Genomic DNA, 19459 nt, shown 5'->3' with positions numbered 1-19459 from the left:
GCTATTCGTCTCGGCGTCGGTTTCCGGCCGGGAGGTCCAGGCCGGTAGGCGGCCTGCACCACACGGGTGTCGGCATCAGGGGCGTTGGTGAACTTCCACTGCTTGGCGTATGACGAGTCGCCGGTGAACAGGTCCAAGTCCCGTTCTCGCCGCCGTAGTTGAAGGCGTCGCAGGTGGGCTGTGGCACCGTTTCCCACACCGACTCCTGTGCGCCGCGCTGGAAGGTGTTGATGTAGGAGGGGCCGGTGGCGCTCGGGCCCGCCTCGCACTTACCGGGCTCGTTGCCGTAGCCGTAGATGTTGTCGACGTCCTGCAGCCAGTGCATGCCGTAGATGTCGTCCGTGCCGTAGGTGCTCTTGAGCTCCGCCGCGATCGGGTCGCTGCCGACGGAGACCGACGGGTCGAGCTTCGTCGGGTACTGGGACGGCAGGTCGTGTTCGGGCGCGTATGTCCCGGGCTTTGAGGCGTTGTAGGAGGAGTTCGTCGGTTGGTCCGCGTGGGTGGGGATCATGTGCTTCTCCATGAGGCCCCACACCCCGTTGAATTTCGACCAGTCGCCGCTGACCTTGCCGTACATCGCCTGGAGCCACAGGAGGTAGCTGTAGGCCTCCGACGTCGTCTCGTGGCCGTGGTCCGGCGCCTCGACGATCAGCGTCTCGACCGAGTGGTAGGGGACGCCCTAAAAATCGGTGGGCGCTGCATTCGCGCCGCCGTAGGTGAATTGCGCGCCGGCCGTGGCGGCGGCGCCGGGCGCGATCTTCGCGTTGTACGAAAGGCTTTTCGCGGTGACCGCTTTACCGGAGTGCGACCAGGTCGCATTCCAGCCGTTGGCCAATTTCTGGTTGCCGCTGTGGGTGTAGGTGAGGGTCCAGCCGTCGATCGCCGTGGAGCCGCGATTGGTGATCGTCAGATCGGCGGTGAAGCCGGAGCCCCAGTCGTTGGTCTTGTAGTCGACGCTGCATTCGACTGCGCGTCGGCGGTGGTGGGAAGAGCGGTAAGCGTGGCGAGCGGTAGTGCCAGGGTGGCCGCGACAGCGGTCCACAGCCGCCGGGCCCGTCTTTGTGGCATGCCCTGGTGCCTCCTTGCGGTTCGAAGAGCGAGGGTGGCGTTGCGATGTGGGCGTCACAACCTGTGAACCAGTGGGAGCGCTCCCAAGAATGGAGACAGAGGAAATAGGGGTCAAGAGGCTTGAAGAGTCGAATAAATTCGACAGCAGAGAATTCCCCACCCCTCTGTTGCTTGACGGCAGTTCATTCTCTACAGTCCACCAGCAACCAGTGGGAGCGGTTCCATCAGTCGACGCGACGGCCATGTGCCGGTCGCGCCCGAGCTGCAAGGAGTCGCTCATGCGCCACCCCCCGCGTCATGCGATACACGCAATCCTGCTCACGTGCGCCGTCTCGGCGGCCACGCTCGTCCCCATGACCGACGCCGCGTCCGCGGCCGCCCCCGCATGCTCGGTGGAGTACTCCGTCACCGGCCAGTGGGACAGCGGTTTCCAGGCCGCAGTGAAGGTCACCAACCACGGCGCGGCCAAGGACGGGTGGAGCCTGTCCTTCGCCTTCGCCGACGGACAGAAGGTCAGCCAGGGCTGGGCCGCGAAGTGGTCCCAGGCCCAGGCGGCCGTGACCGCCACCAACGAGACCTGGAACGGCGCGCTTCCCTCAGGCGGCAGCGTCTGGGCAGGGTTCATCGGATCGAGGTCGGGCGCCAACACCGCACCAACGGCCTTCAAGCTGAACGGCACGACCTGCAACACCGACGTCACCGACCCGACCGATCCGACCGATCCCACGGACCCGACCGACCCGGGCGGCGAGGGCGCGGCCCCGGCGCTGAAGGTCTCCGGGAACAAACTCGTCGACGCCTCCGGTGCCCCCCGCCGGATCCTCGGCGTGAACCGCTCCGGCGCCGAGTTCATGTGCGTACAGGGCCACGGAATCTTCGACGGCCCGGTCGACGACGCATCCGTGGCGGCCATCGCCGACTGGAAGGCCAACGCCGTCCGGATCCCGCTCAACGAGGAGTGCTGGCTCGGCCTCGACAACATCAAACCCGAATACGCGGGCGCCAACTACCAGTCCGCCATCAAGGAGTTGGTCGCCAAGGTCAAGGCCCACGGCATGACGCCGATCCTGGAGATGCACTGGTCCTATGGCCAGTACACCGGGAACTCGGCCGGCTGCGCCGACGTCCACGCCACCTGCCAGAAGCCGATGCCGGACGCCCGGTACGCACCCGGGTTCTGGAAATCGGTCGCAAGCGCCTACAAGGACGATCCGACGGTCGTCTTCGACCTCTTCAACGAGCCGTACCCGGACCGCGCGACCTCCAACATCAACGATGCGTGGGCCTGCTGGAAGAACGGCGGCACCTGCCCCGGCATCGGCTATGAAGTCGCCGGCATGCAGGACCTCGTCGACTCCGTCCGCGCCACGGGCGCCAAGAACGTGATCCTCGCGGGCGGCCTCGCCTACTCCAACGACCTCAGCCAATGGCTCGCCCACCGGCCATCCGACCCGGCCGGCAATCTCGCCGCGGCCTGGCACGTCTACAACTTCAACACCTGCTCCACCGAGAGCTGCTGGGACTCCACGCTGGGGCCCGTCGCCGACCAAGTGCCGCTGGTAGCAGGGGAGATCGGCGAGAACACCTGCTCCCACGGGTTCATCGACCGCGTCATGAAGTGGTTCGACGAGCGCAAGCAGTCCTACCTCGGCTGGACCTGGAACACCTGGAACTGCTCCTCCGGGCCGTCCCTGATCAGCTCCTACGACGGCACACCGACCGCGTTCGGTACCGGCCTGCGCGACCACCTGCGCACCGTGAACGGGTGACCGCCCCGCACCGTACGGCCATTCCGCACCGCACGACCACCCCGCATCGCACGACCCTCCTCATCTCAGAAGGGATACCGCACACCATGAGCCGTATCAGATCGAGAGCCGGCACCGCCGTGCTCACCACCCTCGCCCTCACCGGCGCCGCCTGCGCGGGCACTGCCGTCGCGCAGCCCGACGTCGGGGCAGCGGCCCCGGCCTGCAGCGTCGACTACAAGGTGCAGAACCAGTGGGACAGCGGCTTCACCACCGCCGTCACCGTCACCAACAACGGCGCCGCGGTCAACGGCTGGAACCTCACCTGGTCCTACGCGGGCAACCAGAAGGTCACCAACAGCTGGAACTCCGACATCACCCAGGCCGGCGCCGCCGTCACCGCCAAGAACGCCTCCTACAACGGCAACCTGGCCACCGGCGCCTCGGCCTCTTTCGGCTTCAACGCCTCCTACAGCGGCAGCAACGCCCTGCCCACCACCTTCAAGCTGAACGGCGTCACCTGTAACGGGGACACCGATCCCACGGACCCGACCGACCCCACCGACCCGACAGATCCGACCGAGCCCGGAGACCGCGTCGACAACCCGTACGCCGGAGCCAAGGTGTACGTGAACCCGGAGTGGTCCGCGAAGGCCAAGGCCGAACCCGGCGGTTCCCGCGTCGCCAACCAGCCCACCGGCGTCTGGCTCGACCGCATCGCCGCCATCAATGGCGTGGGCGACGGCATGGGCCTGCGCGACCACCTCGATGCTGCGCTCGCCCAGAAGGGCAGCGGCGAACAAGTCGTCCAGCTCGTCGTGTACGACCTGCCGGGCCGCGACTGCGCCGCTCTGGCCTCCAACGGCGAACTCGGCCCTACGGAGATCGACAAGTACAAGACGGACTTCATCGACCCCATCGCCGCGATCCTCGGCGACGCCAAGTACAAAGATCTGCGCATCGTCACCACGATCGAGATCGACTCACTGCCCAACCTCATCACCAACGTCTCCGGCCGGCCCACGGCCACGCCCAACTGCGACGTGATGAAGGCCAACGGCAACTACCAGAAGGGCGTCGGCTACGCCCTCGACAAGCTCGGTGACATCAAGAACGTCTACAACTACATCGACGCGGGCCACCACGGCTGGCTCGGCTGGGACGACAACTTCGGCCCCTCGGCCGAGCTGTTCAAGACGACCGCCTCCGGCAACGGCGCGAAGCTGTCCGACGTCCACGGCTTCATCGTGAACACGGCCAACTACAGCGCACTCAAGGAGAACAACTTCGCCATCGGCGACAACGTCGCGGGCAAGTCGGTGCGCGAGTCCAAGTGGGTCGACTGGAACCGCTACACCGATGAGCTGTCATACGCCCAGGCCATGCGCACCAAGCTGGTCTCGCTCGGCTTCGACCAGAACCTCGGCATGCTCATCGACACGTCCCGCAACGGCTGGGGCGGCACCGCCCGGCCCTCCGGACCCGGCGCCACCACGAACGTCGACACCTACGTGGACGGCGGGCGTTACGACCGCCGCATCCATCTCGGCAACTGGTGCAACCAGTCCGGAGCAGGCCTCGGCGAGCGGCCGCAGGCCAACCCGGCCACCGGGATCGACGCCTACGTGTGGATGAAGCCGCCGGGTGAGTCCGACGGTTCGAGCAAGGCCATCGACAACGACGAGGGCAAGGGCTTCGACCGCATGTGCGACCCCACCTACACCGGTAACCCGCGCAACAACAACAACATGTCAGGGGCGCTGCCCAACGCACCGGTGTCCGGCCACTGGTTCTCCGCCCAGTTCCAGGAGCTCATGAAGAACGCCTACCCCGCGCTGTAGGCACACGGCGCACGGCAACGGCACACGGCACTCCGCCGGGGTCCGGGAGCGTACCGCCGCCCCGGGCCCCGGCGGACACAGTTGATCGTCAGCGCCGGTTTGCTCTGCCGACCGGACCAGTCCGTGGTCGTAAGCCCGCGGGCTGATGCGATCGGCGTGTGGGTGATCGACGGGCTGATGCCGCGGGGGCGGGGCACGTGACAGCGTCGACCTGTGCTCGCGGATCGGCCGCGGGGCAGGGTTGACGACCCGCCACCAGGGGAGGGCCCATGACCATCACGCCGCTCATCAGCCGGAGGGGCTTGACGCGCCGCCACGTCATGGGCGCCGCCCTGGCCGTCGGGGCAGCCGTACCGCTCGCAGGCGTCGGGGTTGCCGACTCCGCATGGGCCGGCCCGACCGCGCGGCGGCTGGTGCTGCCGGCGCCGAGGGGGCCGTACCTGGTGGGCACGATCCCCCTGCACCTCATCGACCGGTCGCGTCCGGACGGCATCGCGGGCCCCGGCCGCTTCCGCGAGCTGATGGCCACGGTCTGGTACCCCGCGCGGGCTGCCAGGCGGTACCCGGTCGCGCCCTGGATGCCGGCCGGCGCACTTCAGGCATTCCTCGCCGACGCAGGGTTCAGCGATCTGGCCTCGCTGGGGCCGCTGACTGCCGGCCGGGTGGGTGCTCCGGTGCGCCGCACAGGCGGTCGGCTGCCCGTCGTCGTGTTCTCCCACGGCGCGCACAGTTACCAGGGCGACCACACCGTCATCGTCCTGGAGCTCGCCAGCCACGGGTACGCGGTGGTGACGGTGGCCCACCAGTACGACACCTACACCCAATTCCCCGACGGCCGCGTCGCCGTCCCGCTCGATGACAGGGAGGCGCCGACGATGCCCGGAGATTTCGCCGCTGACCTGCGCTTCGTCCTGGACTGTGTTGAGCAGCTCGCCGCCGGGGGTAATCCTGACGCCGGCCACAGAAAGCTGCCGACCGGACTGCGAGGCTCCCTCGACGTACGGCGCATGGGCATGTTCGGCTGGTCCAAGGGCGGGACGGCCACCGCCTGCGCCATGCTCGCGGACCAGCGGATACGGGCCGGGCTGAGCCTGGACGGCCCGATGCAGATGAAGCCGCCGCTGGCGGGTGACCTGCACCGGCCCTTCATGATGATGTCGGCCGAGTTCACCCGGGCCACGGTCCCCGAAGCCGCGGCGTTCTGGTCGCACCTGCGGGGCTGGCGGCTGGACATCCAAGCGCGGGGCGCCGCCCACATCTCGTACGGGGACAACGAGGAGCTCTTCCCACAGGTCGCGGAGCTGTACGGATGGAGCAGGCAACAGCTCCAGGACATGATCGGCACCCTCGATCCCGAGCAGGCGGTGAAGATCCAGCAGGCGTATCCGCTCGCGTTCTTCGACGAGCACCTGCGCCGGCGCCGGGGGCACCTGCTCGACGGCCCGTCGCCGGCCTTCCCGGCGGTGACGTTCCTTCCGTGAGGCTCGCTCGGACACCTTGGTGACGTGGCGCAGGCTCCCGTCCACGCTTCCGCTCATCTCGCGATCATGCCAACACCCGAAGCAGCCGACAACCAAGAGGGCGCAGTCGTGTTCGGAGTCAGGCGTCCAGCCGTTCCTCCAGGCGAATGGTCACGGTGTCGCCTTCTTCCTTGCCGATCGCCTTGCGTACGTCCGCCTTCACGGGCAGTTTGTGCGTGCCGTCCCCCAGAGCCATGAACGAACTCTGGAACGGATGACCGTCCACCGTGCCCCGCACCTTCACCAGGCCGCGAGTGCCGAAGTACTCGGCTGACTGGGGCCACACGATGTAGGTCCAGCCTCCCTTGTTCGGGCTTTTCTGCAGGGTCGCGGTGAATTGCTCGTCCATCTCGAATACCACCTGTTCAGAATGCGCCAGCCTTGGCGTTCACCAGATAGGACAGAGGCAGGAGGCGAAACTCATCGCTGGCGCACGAAAACGCCGCTGGGTTGCTTACTTCGAGACGCGTCGACGCGCCGCGCTAGGCAGAAGCACTGGCACGTCACTCACCGGGCCGGCGGGTGGAACTGGTGCGCTGCGTCTCCTTCCGGGATCCGCCCCCGGTGATGTCACCGATCAGCTCGGGGAGACCTGGACGCTGGGCCGGGCCCCCTTCGAGGTCGAGCCGGTTGCAGGCTTCGGCGAACCGCAGGTAGGTGTCGACGCTGGCGATGACGATCCTCACGTCGATCTTGATGAGCTCGATGCCGATGACCGAGATGCGGATCTCGGCATCGATGACGAGTCCTCGCTCAAGGATGAGCTCCAGGACGTCGTACAGCCCGCTGGTTCCCCGTGAGGAGCCCCCCTGCTGTGCCGGGAACATCGCCGCTACCTCCGTATACCGTCCGAACCTAGTGGTTCGGGTCCTCGCGTGTGGCTCCGGGCCTCTCCACTGCTCCTCTGCTGAGCAAAAGACTTCGCACCTCGCCGGGTGCTGCCTCTGCCGGTTGCCCTGCGGGTGGAGCGGGAAACAAGTTCGCGTCTGCACGCGCTGAGAGGAACACGGTCCGCGGAGTAGGGGAACAGGATGCGCGGGCAGTTCAGGCACTCTTTTTGAACACGAGTACCTCAGTGGAGGCGACGCCCATAGGGGCCAGAAATCCCGCCTCCAGGCTGCAGCCGAGGGTCGCGAAGAGGTCCACGCATGTCTGGCGGGGCATGGCGGCCGGGTAGGAGCCGTGCCCCGCTCCACCCTTCGTCGCCCAGGTGCGCATCGTGGCCGGGTCCAGGCAGTTCTCCGTCATCACATCGAAGATGATGCGACCACCGGGGCGCGTGACGCGTGCCATCTCGAAGTAGTAGCGGGAGGCGCAGAGAAAGGTCACGGTGTTGAAGACCTTGTGGGCTTGAACGAGGTCGATGCTGGCGTCGGGTGTCGGGGCGAGACTGCTTCCTTCGGTCGGTCGGGCGACCACTTTGTACGTGTCCACGAGGTGGTCGGCCCAGGGGCGGGCAGTCTCGTAGATCTCGTACCGGCCGGGCGAACACTCCTTCAGCGTTTTCTCCAGGTATCGCCCGGAGCCGGGGCCGATCTCCAGCACCGTGCTGGGGTTGGCAGCGAAGACGCCAAGGGCGCGTAATTCATCGATGGTGGACTGGGTGGCACCGGGCGTCCCGTTCATGACCTCGTCGACGTAGTCGCCGACCGACAGACCGGCCGCCCGTGCTGCCCGCATCGTGGCCTCGAACGGAATGAAGTCGTCCACCCCGCCACGGCTGTTGGTGCTCCGAACGATGTCGAAGCCGACACGGCCCAGGAGTTGCTTGACCCCTGTCTTTAACGCTGCTTTTCCAGACCCCGCTGTACTCATCAGGCATGACCCCCCGGTCGTAAGATCGCGAACGCAGACCCGCAACTGTGACGCGGCGATATACGCCACGCGCGGCTACCTACCCGTGCCATCCGTGCCCGTACACCTGCCGGCACCTCCGCTGCCGAGCCTAACGTCAACGGCGGGTGTGGAGACGGGCTTCAACCGCGAACTGGAGGGCACAACCATGATTTGGAGGATCCAGGATGGTCTCCCACACCCCACCGACCACGATGGAGATCAGAGCGAAGGACTGGGCGTGCAGCAGCTTCTCCGTCGCGGTTCTCTTAAATCTGCTCGCGACCATCTTCGATCTTGGTGGTCTGTTGTGGTTCGCGCTCCAGACCTTCGTTCTGATCATGTTCACCGCCGCCCTACTGACCTACCTGGTCCTACGGGTACAGCGCTCACGTATCACTCGACAGGGCGGGGGCGAGGGCTGAAATGAAACGCACCGGGTGCACGCCGAACCAGCAACCAGGGTAGGGAGATGCGCCGACCGCGCCCCTCGAGCCGTTGCTGCCGAGGACGTGCTCTGTCGCGAAGTCACACGCCATAAATCCGGTGACGCCGACGAACATCTCGGGATACTGGTCGCCATGGATGAGGTCAACGTCATCGTCGCCCATCACGAACGCGCGACGCTGCGGGTCGGCGACGTGTTCCTTAAGATCGACGCCGATCAGGCGCGTACCGACGTCGAGGTCGAGGTGATGGCGCTGGCGCCGGTCCCGACCCCGGAGGTGCTGTGGCGCAAACCGCCCGTGCTCGCTATCGCCGCGGTCCCTGGGATGGTGCTCGGTCGCCTGGGCGAGCCGTCGACCGCACCCCCGTCGGCGTGGGCGGCGGCGGGCGCTGCCCTCCGGAAGCTGCACGATGCGCCACTGCCGCCCCGGCCCGGGCGGGCCGGCCGGGACCTCGACGAGCTGACGGCGGAACTCGACTCCGAATACGAGTGGCTCGTAGCAAACGATGTCCTGCCCGCCGACCTGATCACCCGTAACCGTGAGGTTGCCGAGGCCGCGCTCCGTCCGTGGACTGCGGCGTTCACACACGGCGACCTGCAGATCGCTCACGTCTTCGTCGACGGCGACGAGATCACGGGCATCATCGACTGGTCCGAGGCAGGCCAGGGTGATGCCCTGTACGACATCGCCACCTTGACGCTCGCACACGAAGAGCGCCTCGACGACCTCCTCGCCGGTTACGGCACCAACGTCGACCTTGAGGTGATCCGCTCGTGGGGGTCGTTGCGCAGCCTGCTGGGGGTTCGCTGGCTGGTCGAGCACGGCTTCGACCCGTCAGCGCCGGGCTGCGAGGTCGACGTGCTGAGATCCCGGATGTGAGGAGCACGGCCACGAACCCGAACCGGGCTCTATTGCAAGGTGATGGGCGACCCCGCGGTGGCCGCGGGGCGGTGGCCGCGGGACGTGGAACGGGCGGTGACATGCACGCTGTCACCGCCCGTCGCGCTGGTGAGTCGCCGGTCAGGCCGCGCTCCTGTCGCCCACCACACCGGTGAAGCCGAGCTTGTCGACGGCCTGGTAGTACGTCCAGGCCGTCCCGTTGCAGGTGGTCTTCGTTGCGCCGCTGTACCTGGCGCACACTCTCTTCAGGTCCTCGTAGAAGGCGCTGTCGACGCGGGCCTTGTTGGCGTTGAAGGTGCCCGCTTCCTTGTAGTTGCGGTATCCGAAGTCGTGGCGCGCACAGGCCGTTTTGAAGGGGAAGCCGAGGGGGTTGTCTGGGGAGCTGGAGCAGTAGTCGGTGGACCAGTTGAACTGATACGCGCTCCAGGCTCCTTGGTTGCCGTTGGCCGACACCCACGCGTTGTAACTGCCCGCGTCGGTCTGGGTCCACCCGCTGAGGACCTGCGCCTTGTCGGCCGGCACCGCCGTAGCGGGGGAGGCGGCTACGCCTATGGCCAGGGTGAGGGAAGCGGTGCCTACGGCGAGAGCGGTGACTCGGCGGCGCATGGGACCTCCTGTGGGGGAGACGCGTCTGTCTCAACAAGCCTTGTCATGCCCACAGTTGGTACTTCAACAAACAAGACGCACGCGTGAACTCTGCGAAACGGGGCGGGGCGGGCCAGAGGCCCGGACAGTCGGGAGGTGCCCCGCTGGTAGAACCCTCAGCGAGGCGCCTTCCCGACCTGGGTGGCCGTTGTCAACTGCTGTGCTTGGATGCTTCGTTGGACGTGGAGGCCGAGACAGCGTCCGGAGCGGTGGAATGTTGTGCCGTGGCGGAGTCTTCCGCGGGCTTGGACCTTGTCAGCCACAAACCGGTGAGCAAAGCGGTGGCCAGTGTGGCGGCGCCGGCTGCGATGAAGGCGCTGTTGAGGCCGGTTTCGAAGGAGGCGCCGCCGGTCTGCCGGGTGCGGACGATGGCTCCGAGTACCGCCACGCCGAGCACCGCGCCGATCTGCCGGGTGGTGCTGCTGATGCCTGAGGCGAGGCCGCCCTCTTGCGGGCTGACTGCTTGGATGGCTGCTCCCGTCAGCGGGGACAAGGTCAGGGCGAAGCCGATGCCGATGACGCCCAGTCGCCACCACACGTTGTCGTAGCTGGTGTCGGCGTGCACCGTGCCCAGTGCCAGCAGCCCTCCTCCGGCCAAGGCCAAGCCGGTGGTGACAACGATGCGGAAGCCGTACCGGGCGGCGAGCCGCCCCGCGTAGGGGCTGACGATCACCATGGCGAGGGAGAGGGGGAGGGTTTGCAGGCCGGCGCGCAGGATCGAGCTGCCCTGGACGTACACGAAGAACTGGGAGAAGAAGAACGACGAACCCATGAGCGCGAAACCCACCACGACCATGGCGGTGTTGGACACGGTGAACAGCCGCTGCCGGAAGAGCCGCAGCGGCAGCATCGGAGCAGAGCGCCGCGCTTCGAGGGCGACGAAGGTGGCGAGGAGAATCGCCGCTACGGCGAAACTTCCCAGGATCACCGGTGCCGTCCAGCCGCGGGCACCACCCTCGATCAGCCCGTAGGTCAGCGCCCCCACCCCCAGAACGGACAGAACCGTTCCGGGGATGTCGATTGCGGGGGCGGTCGGATTGCGGGACTCGCCGAGGTGGCGCAGGCCGAGCAGCAGCAGGAGCACGCCGATGGGCAGATTGACCAGGAAAATGGCGGGCCAGCCGAACGCTTCCGTCAGCACACCGCCGGCCACGGGGCCTGCGGCCAGGCCGATTCCACTGAATCCGGCCCACAGCCCGATGGCCTTGACTCTGTCCTGCGGCTCTGGAAAGGCGGCGGCGAGCAGGGCCAGCGAGGCCGGGCTCAGCGCCGCGGCCCCAATGCCCTGGAGCACCCGGCCGGCGACCAGCCAACCGACCGAGGGCGCGAGGCTGCACAGCACCGACGCGACGGTGAACACCACCACGCCGCTCAAGTACACCCGCTTGCGGCCGAACCGGTCGGAGAAGATGCCGCCGGACAGCAGCAGCATGGCGACCAGCAGTACGTACGCGTCGACGATCCACTGCAGACCGGTCAGCTGAGTGTGCAGCCGGTGCTGCATGTCGGGCAGCGCCGCTCCAACGATCGTGTTGTCGAGCAGGACCATGAACTGGCCTAGGCAGGTCACCGTAAGCAGCACGGTTCTGTTCGACCGACTGCCTACGGCCGCAAGCGATGCAGTGATGAGTAGTCCTCTCAATTATTGGCGCACCCGCCCACGGTCGAGGCGGGGCGGCGATACACCTGAACGCACGTGAACGCTCTAACGCAGTTCGGGGCTGCGTTAGGGGACTGTAGAGAGACTGCCTCACAAACGCAAGTCCTGACTGCGTTAAGGTGGGGGCATGAACGAGCGACAGCGAGCCCGACGGCCCGGCGGGCGCAGCGCCCGCGTCGGCGCGGAGGTGCACCGGGCCGTCACCGACCTGATCAGCGAGCGTGGATACGGCAACTTCACCGTCGGCGAGGTCGCAGCCCGCGCGGGCGTGGCCGACAGCAGCATCTACCGCCGGTGGGGCAACCTGGAAACCCTGCTCACCGACGTGGCGCTCACCCGCCTCAACGCGCAGTCACCGATGCCTGACAGCGGCAGCCTGGACGGCGACTTGCGCACGTACGCGGCCCAAGTGGCCCGCGAGATCACCGGACCTGACGGTGTGGCGGTGGTGCGCCTGGCCGTCGCCCTGACCGGCAGCGGTCAGCAGGGCCTGGAGGCGCGTGATGACCTCCGCGCCGAGCGCACCCGGCAACTGCAGTCCATGCTCGATCGCGCCCGCGAACGGGGCGAGGACGCGCCCGACGCGCTCGATGTGCTGGACCACATCCTGGCCCCGATGTACATCCGCATCTTGTTCGGCATGGGCCCGCTCACTCCGGAATACATCGACGGGTTGGTCGACCGATTGCTGTGACGGCGACCGGGCCCCGTGCCCCGGGGTGCTGGGTCGAGAGTGTGACGCTCAGCCGAAGGGGCCCTCGCTGGTGAAGGCGTGGGCGGCGAATCGTTTGCCCATCCGCCGGTATGCGGGCGCGGTGGGGTGAAGTCCGTCGGCGAGATCGTCGGTTTCGTCCGGGCCGAGCAAGTTGCGGCCGTCGAGGTAGTGCAGGTGGGGGTCGCTTTTCTGGCGCAGCGTCACGATCCGTTCGAGCTCGTTCCGGACCACTGCCAGCGACAGCGCGCCCCGAGCCACCTCGGCCGGGTCTGCGGTGGCCGTGATCTTCCCGTCCTGCTCCATCGTGGTGGGCCCTGGAGTGTCCTCGAGTGCCGGACAGCTGATGGGGGAGATCAGCAGGAGCGGGGTGCCCGGGTGGCCGTCCCTGATGGTGTCCACGAACCCGTGGACGGCCGGGCCGAACGTCCGCAGCCGGAAGGCGGCGAGGCTGACGATGTTGATGCCCACTTTGAGGCTGATCAGGTCGGCGGACATGTCGCGGATGGTCCGGGCGATATAGGGGTCCAGCAGGGCGTTGCCTGCCTGGCTGAGGTTGATCACCTCAACCCCTCCGAGCGCGGCTGCCACCACCGGCCAGGTGCCGGTCGGGCCATCAGCCTCGAGGCAGTGACTGATGGAACTGCCGTGGTGCACCCAGCGGCGCCGGCCGTCCGCACGCGGCGCCAGCACCTCGCCGTCGGCGCGCAAGGCCACCAGTTCCGTGGGGGTCTGCTGCGGCAGCCACAGTTCGACGTCCTTCATGCCGGCCGAGAGGCCCGTGAACCGAACCGTCCCCGGCTCGCCCGGTACCAGGCGCTGTGCACCGCCGGGGCCTGCCATGCGCATCACATGGCCCACCGGCGCTTGCCGACGCTCCACCACAGTGCCGTCCACCAGCAGTTCCAGCATCCCGGTCGGGCGAGGCTCAGGGTCACCGTCGAGCTGCCCTGTAAAGGTGAGCACCTCGAACTCCAGCACACGGGCATCGGTGCGGAAGACCAGCCGTACGCCCGACGGCATCACGCTCACGCCGTGGACCGACGGATCTTGATACTGCTCCTTGGTCCATGCGGGCAACCGGCTCGGCATCACCCCGGCCGGCGTGATCTCCACATCCAGCGCGCCGCGCAACTCCACCGGCCCGCCCGTCAGCGCAACCGCCTGCATCGCCACCGCCACCGCTCCCGCCCACGATCAACCTACGGTGGAGCATCGCGGACACACCCACCGGTGCCCGCTGCCCCCTGCCCTACAAGCGCTTGGCGCCATGGGGCCAACGTAGCCCAGAGCGACGAACGGGGGCGCCGCAACCTCGTCAACGGGCCGTCACCCCCGAAATGCGAGGCAGGCAGGGCAAGTTGCGCGGCTGAAGGGTCGATGGGCGAATCTATGGCGTGTGAGGTGATCCGGTGGCCGGTTGGCCCTCGGCGCTCTGAGAAAACGACAGGTCCAGAGCGCACTCCTTCGGGATCTCAGCGGCGGAGGTGGCGCACTCGGGGCGGCTATCCGCCTCCGGCCCATTGGTCGTTGTGGGCGCCGCCGCCCGGCGCTTGCCGGTCGTGATGCTGCCCTTGAGGTCGTCCGCGGATGCAGGGTTGGTCGTGGTGCGACCGGTAGGCGCTTTCGTGTTTCCTGCATCCTGCGTCGATGAGCAGGCTGTTGTGCCGGTTGTGGCGCACAGGATGAGAGCGGCAGTGGCGGTGACAGCACGAAGACGCATGGAAATCCCCCTACACGGACGCTCAGCATCCAATCATCAGTTGATCCACAATGCCACGACGTACGGCGGTGCAACCTCCCGTGGGCTCGGCAGTCTTACTTCCCGGGGTGCACATGACGAGAGAACATCAGGTTGCCTTCTTTCTCAGGGAGCTGGAGACGGGCGACACCTGGCAACGAGCAGCTGCTGCGAAGGGACTCGGCAAACTGGGCGAGGCCGAGCACGCCGCGGTGCTCGTACGGGCAGCCGCCGACCCCGCGCCCGAGGTGCGGGAAGGCGCGGCAGTGGGTCTGGGCAGGCTGGGGGTATCCGCGGCCGGGGCACAGACTCTGCCCGCGCTGATGGGCGACGACGATCCGTGGGTGCGCAGGCAGGCCTCTCTGGCGTCCATCCGGCTCGGGTTGCGCGATCGAGAGGTCGTGGAGGCCTATGCGCGACTGCTCGGCGATCCGGACCACCACCTGCGGATCAACGCCTTGGAGGCATTGAGGGAGCTCGGCGTTCCCGGTGATGTCCCCGCTCTCGTCCGGCTGATGGGTGATCCGGCACACGGCGTCTGGGGTCTGGCGCGGGCCATGGTCTTCATGTTCGAGAAGGACCCGGACGTCGAGGCGGAGGTCGTCCGTACGGCCCAGTGGGGTGAGGACGCCGCCCGCGTGTATGCCGTGTTGATGCTGTCGGACCTGCACACCGACCGGTTGTTGCGGTCGCTGCTGAGGGAACTGGCTGGCGGCCCTTCCAGCGAGGTCCGCTGCGCCTTGGCTTTTCGACTGGCGCGGGTGAACCGCCCAGAGACACAGGACGCGCTGTTCGCTGCCTTGGCAGCGGAGCGAGACCCGGAGGTGGCGATACATCTGCTGTTCCTGCTGGGGCGATCAGGTGACGAACGGCTGCTGGGTCCGGCCTCGCACTGGCTGAGGCATCAGCGGGCGGCGCCGACGGCCGCCGCCGCCCTGGGGTCCGTCGGCGGCAAGGCCGCCACAAGGCTCCTGCGGGCTCTGCTCACCGACCCGACAACGGCCGCCCCCACACTCGCGGCAGCAGCAAAGGCCTACGGTGATATGGGGAGATGGGACGCCGTGTGGCTGCTGCTTCCCCTGTTGGACCATGCCACCCCCGAGGTGTACGAAGGCGCGTTGCGGGGTTTGGACGCGATGGCGGACACGGGGTTCCGGCCGTGGGAACGCGAGGCGGTCTCCCGGGCGCTGGTGCCTCGTCTCGACGTCGACGCCACCCTGGTGGGGGTGGCAGAGAGGGTCCTCGCAGGCCTGGCGGAAGCCCTGCCCGGGTTGCGGGAACTGGTGGACCGGACCGCCTCCCCTCTTGTCCGACGTTCCGCGCTGTCGCTCCTGGCCCCGCACAAAGCGAAGGACGCCGACACCCCGCACGATCTGCCGCTCTTCGTGCGGCACTTGGACGACGCGAACACGTGGGTGCGCCAGGCTGCCGCGGAGGGGATCGCCCACTGGGTGGAGGATGCGGGCACGCTTCCCCCAGACCAGGAGCGGCTGCGCGACCGGCTCACCGCCCTGGACTCGGACCCATGCGATTTCGTATGCGAGGCGGCGGCAGATGCGCTGCGTGCCCTGGACGACTGCCGGAACAACTGACGAGGCAGGGGTGACAACGGGAACGGGTGACAGCGGGAACGGGTGACACTCACCGATTGGCGGCGAAGTGGTCGCGGAACTCGTCGCGGCAGTCGTCCTCGGCGCCGACCCGGACTCGCGAGAAGGCCACCACCCCGTCCTCGTCGTCGCCCTTCTGCTCGGCCTTGGCCAGCTGCCTCTCGATGTTCGCGATGTACCGGTCGCACTCGGCACTGATGGGCTTCGTGGGCTGCGCGTCCCGTGGCCTGGAGGTGTTCAGTGCGGTCGTGGCAGCCAGGCCGCCTCCGCACAGCACTGCCCACACGGCAATCCACATGCGGCGGCTCATCGGTATCGGCTTGGGCATTCCGGGATTCTATGAGCGCCGCGTCGGGCTGTCGCCGCCAAACGAACTCAAGCGGGAAGGAGGCGACAGCCTTGTGTCCGCAGGACGGTGTCGTGGCGATACAGAATTGACGGCGTCCTACTCGGCAGCGATACCGACGCCGTCGATCCTGCTCCACGCCGTCTCCTGCCAAGCCGTCATGGCAGGCCACTTGGAGCCGCCGGGCCGGGGGGCGACCCGTGAGGCGTAGGGGGCCGGGGTGAAGGCAGGATCGTAGAAGCAGCCGGTCCCGTAGGTGCGATCGAATGCTGGGCAGGACGCTGCGATACTCCCCGCACTTGGCTTCTTGCCTGTGCGCGCCCAACTGTCGAGTGCGGCGATGGAGTTGGCGTACTCAGAGTTGCTCAGCCCACTGTGCTCGCTCTCCTTGGTGAACGTCTGCACCAGGTACCGGCTTCGGTGCGCACCGGCGAGGGACGCGCGGTAGGCCGCCTCATGTTCCACGAAGACGGTCGGGTCGTCGATGGCGTGCATCGTCAGGACGGGAACCGACACCTTCCCGGTGAGGTCGCTGTCGTAGGACAGGTCGCGTACGGCGGTCGGGTCCGCACGGAACCGCGCCACGCCGGCGTTGAGAGCCTTGTCATCGTGGGATCCGGAGTACCGCACCCCCATGTTGCTGAACGGATTGCGGCCGCCGAGGCGGTTGTGCACGATGTCGCGGAAAGTGAACGTCGCAAAGCGCAGGTGTGACTCCAGGGTGCGCTCCGGGACACCGGTCACCGCCAGGATGTCGTGCAGGTTGCGCTGCTGCAGGGCGGTTCGCTCCTCGGGAGGCGAGGTGTATCCGGTGCACTCCTGCAGCCGGGCGCTCAGGCCGGCGTTCGTCATCGACGACCCCGCGCGCAGGCCCTCCCACAGGGGGTACTGCGGCTCACTCGGCCGGGGATGATTGCGGCAGTAGTACTGGTAGACCGCGCGCAGGTCAACGCGGTAGTCGTAGCCACGCGATCCTCCCGCCAGGAGGCCGTTGGTCAGCAGGGCTCCGTCGTACGGGCCGCGCTTCGAGGCGTAGGTCTCGACGACCTTGGCGGCGACGTCCCCGCCCCAGGACTGCCCGTGCACATAGGTGCGCTTCGGCTTCCCGAACCTCTGCACGAACAGGCGCCGTATGTTCTCCGTGTCCGCGGCGGCCATCCGGGTGCCGTACCCACCGCGACGATACGACGAGCCGGCCCAGGCATAGCCTTCCTTGACCATCACCGACCAACGCTCCAGATCGCCGGCGCTGCGCTCGGGGTCGGAGCCGTCACCGAGGTCAGGACCGCCGTGTGCATGGACGACGAGCGAGCCGTTCCAGTCTCGGGGGATGGCGATGGAGTAGTACGCGCTGTTCGCGTCCTGGCCGGTGTAACACGTCGCCGTGTCCTTCAAGTCCGGTGGGCAAGTGGCCTGGTGGGGGCGATCTGCTTCGGCGTGGGCGCTGGGTGTACCGATGAGCGCGCCGGCAACGACGACACCGGCGAGGCCGGCGACGAGTGCCGCACGTTGCTGTCTGCTGGTTCGCGGCCGTCGGGGGCGGGACGGCAACGATCTCAAGCTCTTCAAGGCGCGGCTCCTTGTCCTTTCGCGACGCATGGTGCGCCGCGGGGAGGATGCTAAGGACGAGGTGGATCCGATAGCTATGCCCTGGTCGTTTCGGTCATAGTGTTCGGCCTGCGGCGGCTCCGGAATGCTTGGTCGCAGGGGGCCTGCGTCCTGCGGTCGGACGGCTACCGGGGATCTTCGGACGATAAGGTCCTGCGGTGCACCTCATACCCGATGACCCGTTCCCCGAGATCGGTCACCCGTACACGACCGACGTGAGCGCGGACGGCCGCTGGATCGCCGTGAGTTGTCACCCGAGCGGTTCTTCGGGTCTGGGTCGGGTTGTCGTCTACCGGGCGGACGATCTTGTCCTGTGGGACGAGTTCGTGCTGCGGCAGAGCATCGAGGGTCTCACCTTCCATCCCGTCCTGCCCCTGCTCGCCGTGGGCACGGAGGACGGCGACGAGTTCGAGCTCAGGGGCGGACTGCACCTGTACGAGGTGGAGACCCGGCGCCGCACCGACGTGGCCGTCGCAGGGGCCGGTGTCACCTGTCTGCGCTGGCGGGACGCGCGCCACCTGGAGGTGACGTTCGCTCGGCCGGTCATCGACTACGAGGATCTGGGCCGAGTGACCTACACACGCTCCGCCGTCGAGCGCGACGACTGGCACGGCGTGACCGCTGACGTGCTGGCGGCACAGGTCTCCTGGCCGCAGGTGCCGGTGGAAGTCGACTGGACCAGCATCAAGGGGCCGGACATTGATCAGCCTCAGCGCTGTCTTGCCGGAGTCGCCGCCGAGAAGGGCCGCGCCTGGGCCCGGCGGGCCGGAACGTCCCTGGTGGAGGTGCTGGGGGACGGCCGGATGCTGGCCTCGTCGGAGGGCGGCGCCCTGGTGGAGTGCTGGTCGCCGCACGGCGTCCTGCAGTGGTCCGTGCTGGTGCCTGACGACAGCCCGTTTCTCCGCAATGGCTGTCGCTGGTATGTCACCCCGGACGAGGAGAGCGTCTGGGCCACCGTCCTGGAGGGCGACAGCAGCAACCGGCGCACCCTGGTGCGCCGCTTCGCCCTCTCCGACGGTGCCCAACTCACCGAATTGCGGTACGACTTCCCGGTTGCCATCGCTTCGCGCATGGATGGTGCCTGGGTGGCCCGGGACTCCCGGGAACTGTTCCCCGGACCGAACTGGCCGCCGTACGAGAGCGTCGTGCTCACGCCTTCCGGGCGTCAGCTGGCCAGCGTGGCACTAGGGGAGTGCGGCAGCTCCTTCGACTTTCCGGTGCGACGCTCGCCCCATCTGTTCTTCCTCTACGGCGTCGGTGGCGCGGACGTACGGGTGGAACTGTTGGAGAAGTGGGTCGTGCGGGCGGGCCCCAGCGGGATCGAGCGGCTGTTTCCGCTTGCCTGGGACGTAACCCTCGGTCCCTTCCTGCGCGGCGGTCCCGCCGTGTACGTCGATGACGACGCCGGGTCAGGCATCGTCCACACGTGCACGGCGCGCGACGGCACCCACCTGGTACGTCGCGCCTATCCGGGCGGTGCCGTGGTCTGGGCCCACCGCTTCGACGCGCAGGTCACCGGAGTTGACGTGCACGGAGGTCTCGTCCACGCCGTGCTAGGAGCCGGCGCCTGCGAGCTGCTCACGCTGCATGCGGCGGACGGCACGGTGGTGCGGCGCAGGACACTCATCCGTGGTGGGCACGTCTATACCCCGTCTTGCCTGAGTGCCGGTCCGGACGGTGTTCTGGTGATCGGCACGGTGGAGGGGCGGCTGATCAGGACCAGTCAAGCGGCTGGGCCATCTGATGTGTCCTGCGGCGCGGATTCGTCTTTCTGATGG

Annotated in this window: 15 protein-coding genes and 2 pseudogenes; 8 read left to right on the top strand and 9 right to left on the bottom strand. The window is 67.8% G+C overall.

What is annotated here, in order from left to right:
- Positions 1-44: 44 nt before the first annotated feature.
- Positions 45-1068 (bottom strand): annotated as a pseudogene (locus tag ACZ5U5_RS00285) (glycoside hydrolase family 48 protein); the annotation flags it as partial.
- A 353-nt stretch (positions 1069-1421) separates the two neighbouring features.
- Between ACZ5U5_RS00285 and ACZ5U5_RS00280 the strand changes: the two are divergent.
- From ACZ5U5_RS00280 to ACZ5U5_RS00270, 3 genes are all read left to right on the top strand, one after another.
- Positions 1422-2837: a cellulase family glycosylhydrolase gene (locus tag ACZ5U5_RS00280; RefSeq protein WP_469014473.1), complete on the top strand. Its 1416-nt coding sequence runs from the start codon at positions 1422-1424 to the stop codon at positions 2835-2837.
- Positions 2838-2923: 86 nt separating this feature from the next.
- Positions 2924-4657, top strand: coding sequence for a glycoside hydrolase family 6 protein (locus ACZ5U5_RS00275; RefSeq protein ID WP_469014470.1), 1734 nt, complete (start codon positions 2924-2926; stop codon positions 4655-4657).
- A 269-nt stretch (positions 4658-4926) separates the two neighbouring features.
- Complete coding sequence (locus ACZ5U5_RS00270; RefSeq protein ID WP_469014469.1) at positions 4927-6138, top strand: alpha/beta hydrolase family protein; 1212 nt, start codon at positions 4927-4929, stop codon at positions 6136-6138.
- A 118-nt stretch (positions 6139-6256) separates the two neighbouring features.
- Here the strand turns inward: ACZ5U5_RS00270 and ACZ5U5_RS00265 are convergent, their stop codons facing one another.
- From ACZ5U5_RS00265 to ACZ5U5_RS00255, 3 genes and pseudogenes are all read right to left on the bottom strand, one after another.
- Positions 6257-6526, bottom strand: coding sequence for a DUF1905 domain-containing protein (locus ACZ5U5_RS00265; RefSeq protein ID WP_469014466.1), 270 nt, complete (start codon positions 6524-6526; stop codon positions 6257-6259).
- Positions 6527-6713: 187 nt separating this feature from the next.
- Positions 6714-7004: pseudogene (gene gvpJ, locus ACZ5U5_RS00260) on the bottom strand (gas vesicle protein GvpJ); the annotation flags it as partial.
- Between the two features lie 217 nt (positions 7005-7221).
- Positions 7222-7992: a methyltransferase domain-containing protein gene (locus ACZ5U5_RS00255; protein WP_469014464.1), complete on the bottom strand. Its 771-nt coding sequence runs from the start codon at positions 7990-7992 to the stop codon at positions 7222-7224.
- Positions 7993-8198: 206 nt separating this feature from the next.
- On the opposite strand from ACZ5U5_RS00255, the gene ACZ5U5_RS00250 reads away from it, so the two are divergent.
- Complete coding sequence (locus ACZ5U5_RS00250) at positions 8199-8435, top strand: hypothetical protein (protein WP_469014463.1); 237 nt, start codon at positions 8199-8201, stop codon at positions 8433-8435.
- Positions 8436-8591: 156 nt separating this feature from the next.
- The gene (locus ACZ5U5_RS00245; RefSeq protein ID WP_469014460.1) at positions 8592-9338 is read left to right on the top strand and encodes a phosphotransferase family protein; all 747 of its coding nucleotides are present in this window, start codon (positions 8592-8594) and stop codon (positions 9336-9338) included.
- A 141-nt stretch (positions 9339-9479) separates the two neighbouring features.
- On the opposite strand, the gene ACZ5U5_RS00240 is transcribed toward ACZ5U5_RS00245, so the two are convergent.
- Together ACZ5U5_RS00240 and ACZ5U5_RS00235 are read right to left on the bottom strand one after the other, a co-directional pair.
- Positions 9480-9965 (bottom strand): phospholipase, encoded by a 486-nt coding sequence (locus ACZ5U5_RS00240; RefSeq protein ID WP_469014459.1) that lies wholly within the window; start codon positions 9963-9965, stop codon positions 9480-9482.
- A 190-nt stretch (positions 9966-10155) separates the two neighbouring features.
- A complete protein-coding gene (locus tag ACZ5U5_RS00235) occupies positions 10156-11631 on the bottom strand; it encodes an MFS transporter (protein ID WP_469016804.1) in 1476 nt (491 codons plus the stop codon).
- 160 nt (positions 11632-11791) lie between these two features.
- Between ACZ5U5_RS00235 and ACZ5U5_RS00230 the strand changes: the two genes are divergently transcribed.
- A complete protein-coding gene (locus ACZ5U5_RS00230; RefSeq protein WP_469014457.1) occupies positions 11792-12358 on the top strand; it encodes a TetR/AcrR family transcriptional regulator in 567 nt (188 codons plus the stop codon).
- 48 nt (positions 12359-12406) lie between these two features.
- Here the strand turns inward: ACZ5U5_RS00230 and ACZ5U5_RS00225 are convergent, their stop codons facing one another.
- Entirely contained in the window at positions 12407-13546 is a 1140-nt protein-coding gene (locus ACZ5U5_RS00225; RefSeq protein ID WP_469016801.1) for an SGNH/GDSL hydrolase family protein, read from the bottom strand.
- 666 nt (positions 13547-14212) lie between these two features.
- Between ACZ5U5_RS00225 and ACZ5U5_RS00220 the strand changes: the two genes are divergently transcribed.
- Positions 14213-15709 (top strand): HEAT repeat domain-containing protein, encoded by a 1497-nt coding sequence (locus ACZ5U5_RS00220; RefSeq protein ID WP_469014454.1) that lies wholly within the window; start codon positions 14213-14215, stop codon positions 15707-15709.
- A gap of 49 nt (positions 15710-15758) precedes the next feature.
- On the opposite strand, the gene ACZ5U5_RS00215 is transcribed toward ACZ5U5_RS00220, so the two are convergent.
- Complete coding sequence (locus tag ACZ5U5_RS00215) at positions 15759-16055, bottom strand: hypothetical protein (protein WP_469014451.1); 297 nt, start codon at positions 16053-16055, stop codon at positions 15759-15761.
- 117 nt (positions 16056-16172) lie between these two features.
- Positions 16173-17672, bottom strand: coding sequence for a hypothetical protein (locus tag ACZ5U5_RS00210; RefSeq protein ID WP_469014450.1), 1500 nt, complete (start codon positions 17670-17672; stop codon positions 16173-16175).
- Positions 17673-17839: 167 nt separating this feature from the next.
- Here ACZ5U5_RS00210 and ACZ5U5_RS00205 point away from each other — a divergent pair, with 167 nt between their 5' ends.
- Positions 17840-19456 (top strand): hypothetical protein, encoded by a 1617-nt coding sequence (locus tag ACZ5U5_RS00205; RefSeq protein WP_469014447.1) that lies wholly within the window; start codon positions 17840-17842, stop codon positions 19454-19456.
- The last annotated feature ends 3 nt before the right edge of the window (positions 19457-19459 follow it).

This window comes from Streptomyces sp. NPDC033177 (genome assembly GCF_055577715.1).
The sequence above is the reverse complement of the archived record's forward strand: the minus strand, read 5'-3'. Positions and strand labels throughout refer to the sequence as shown.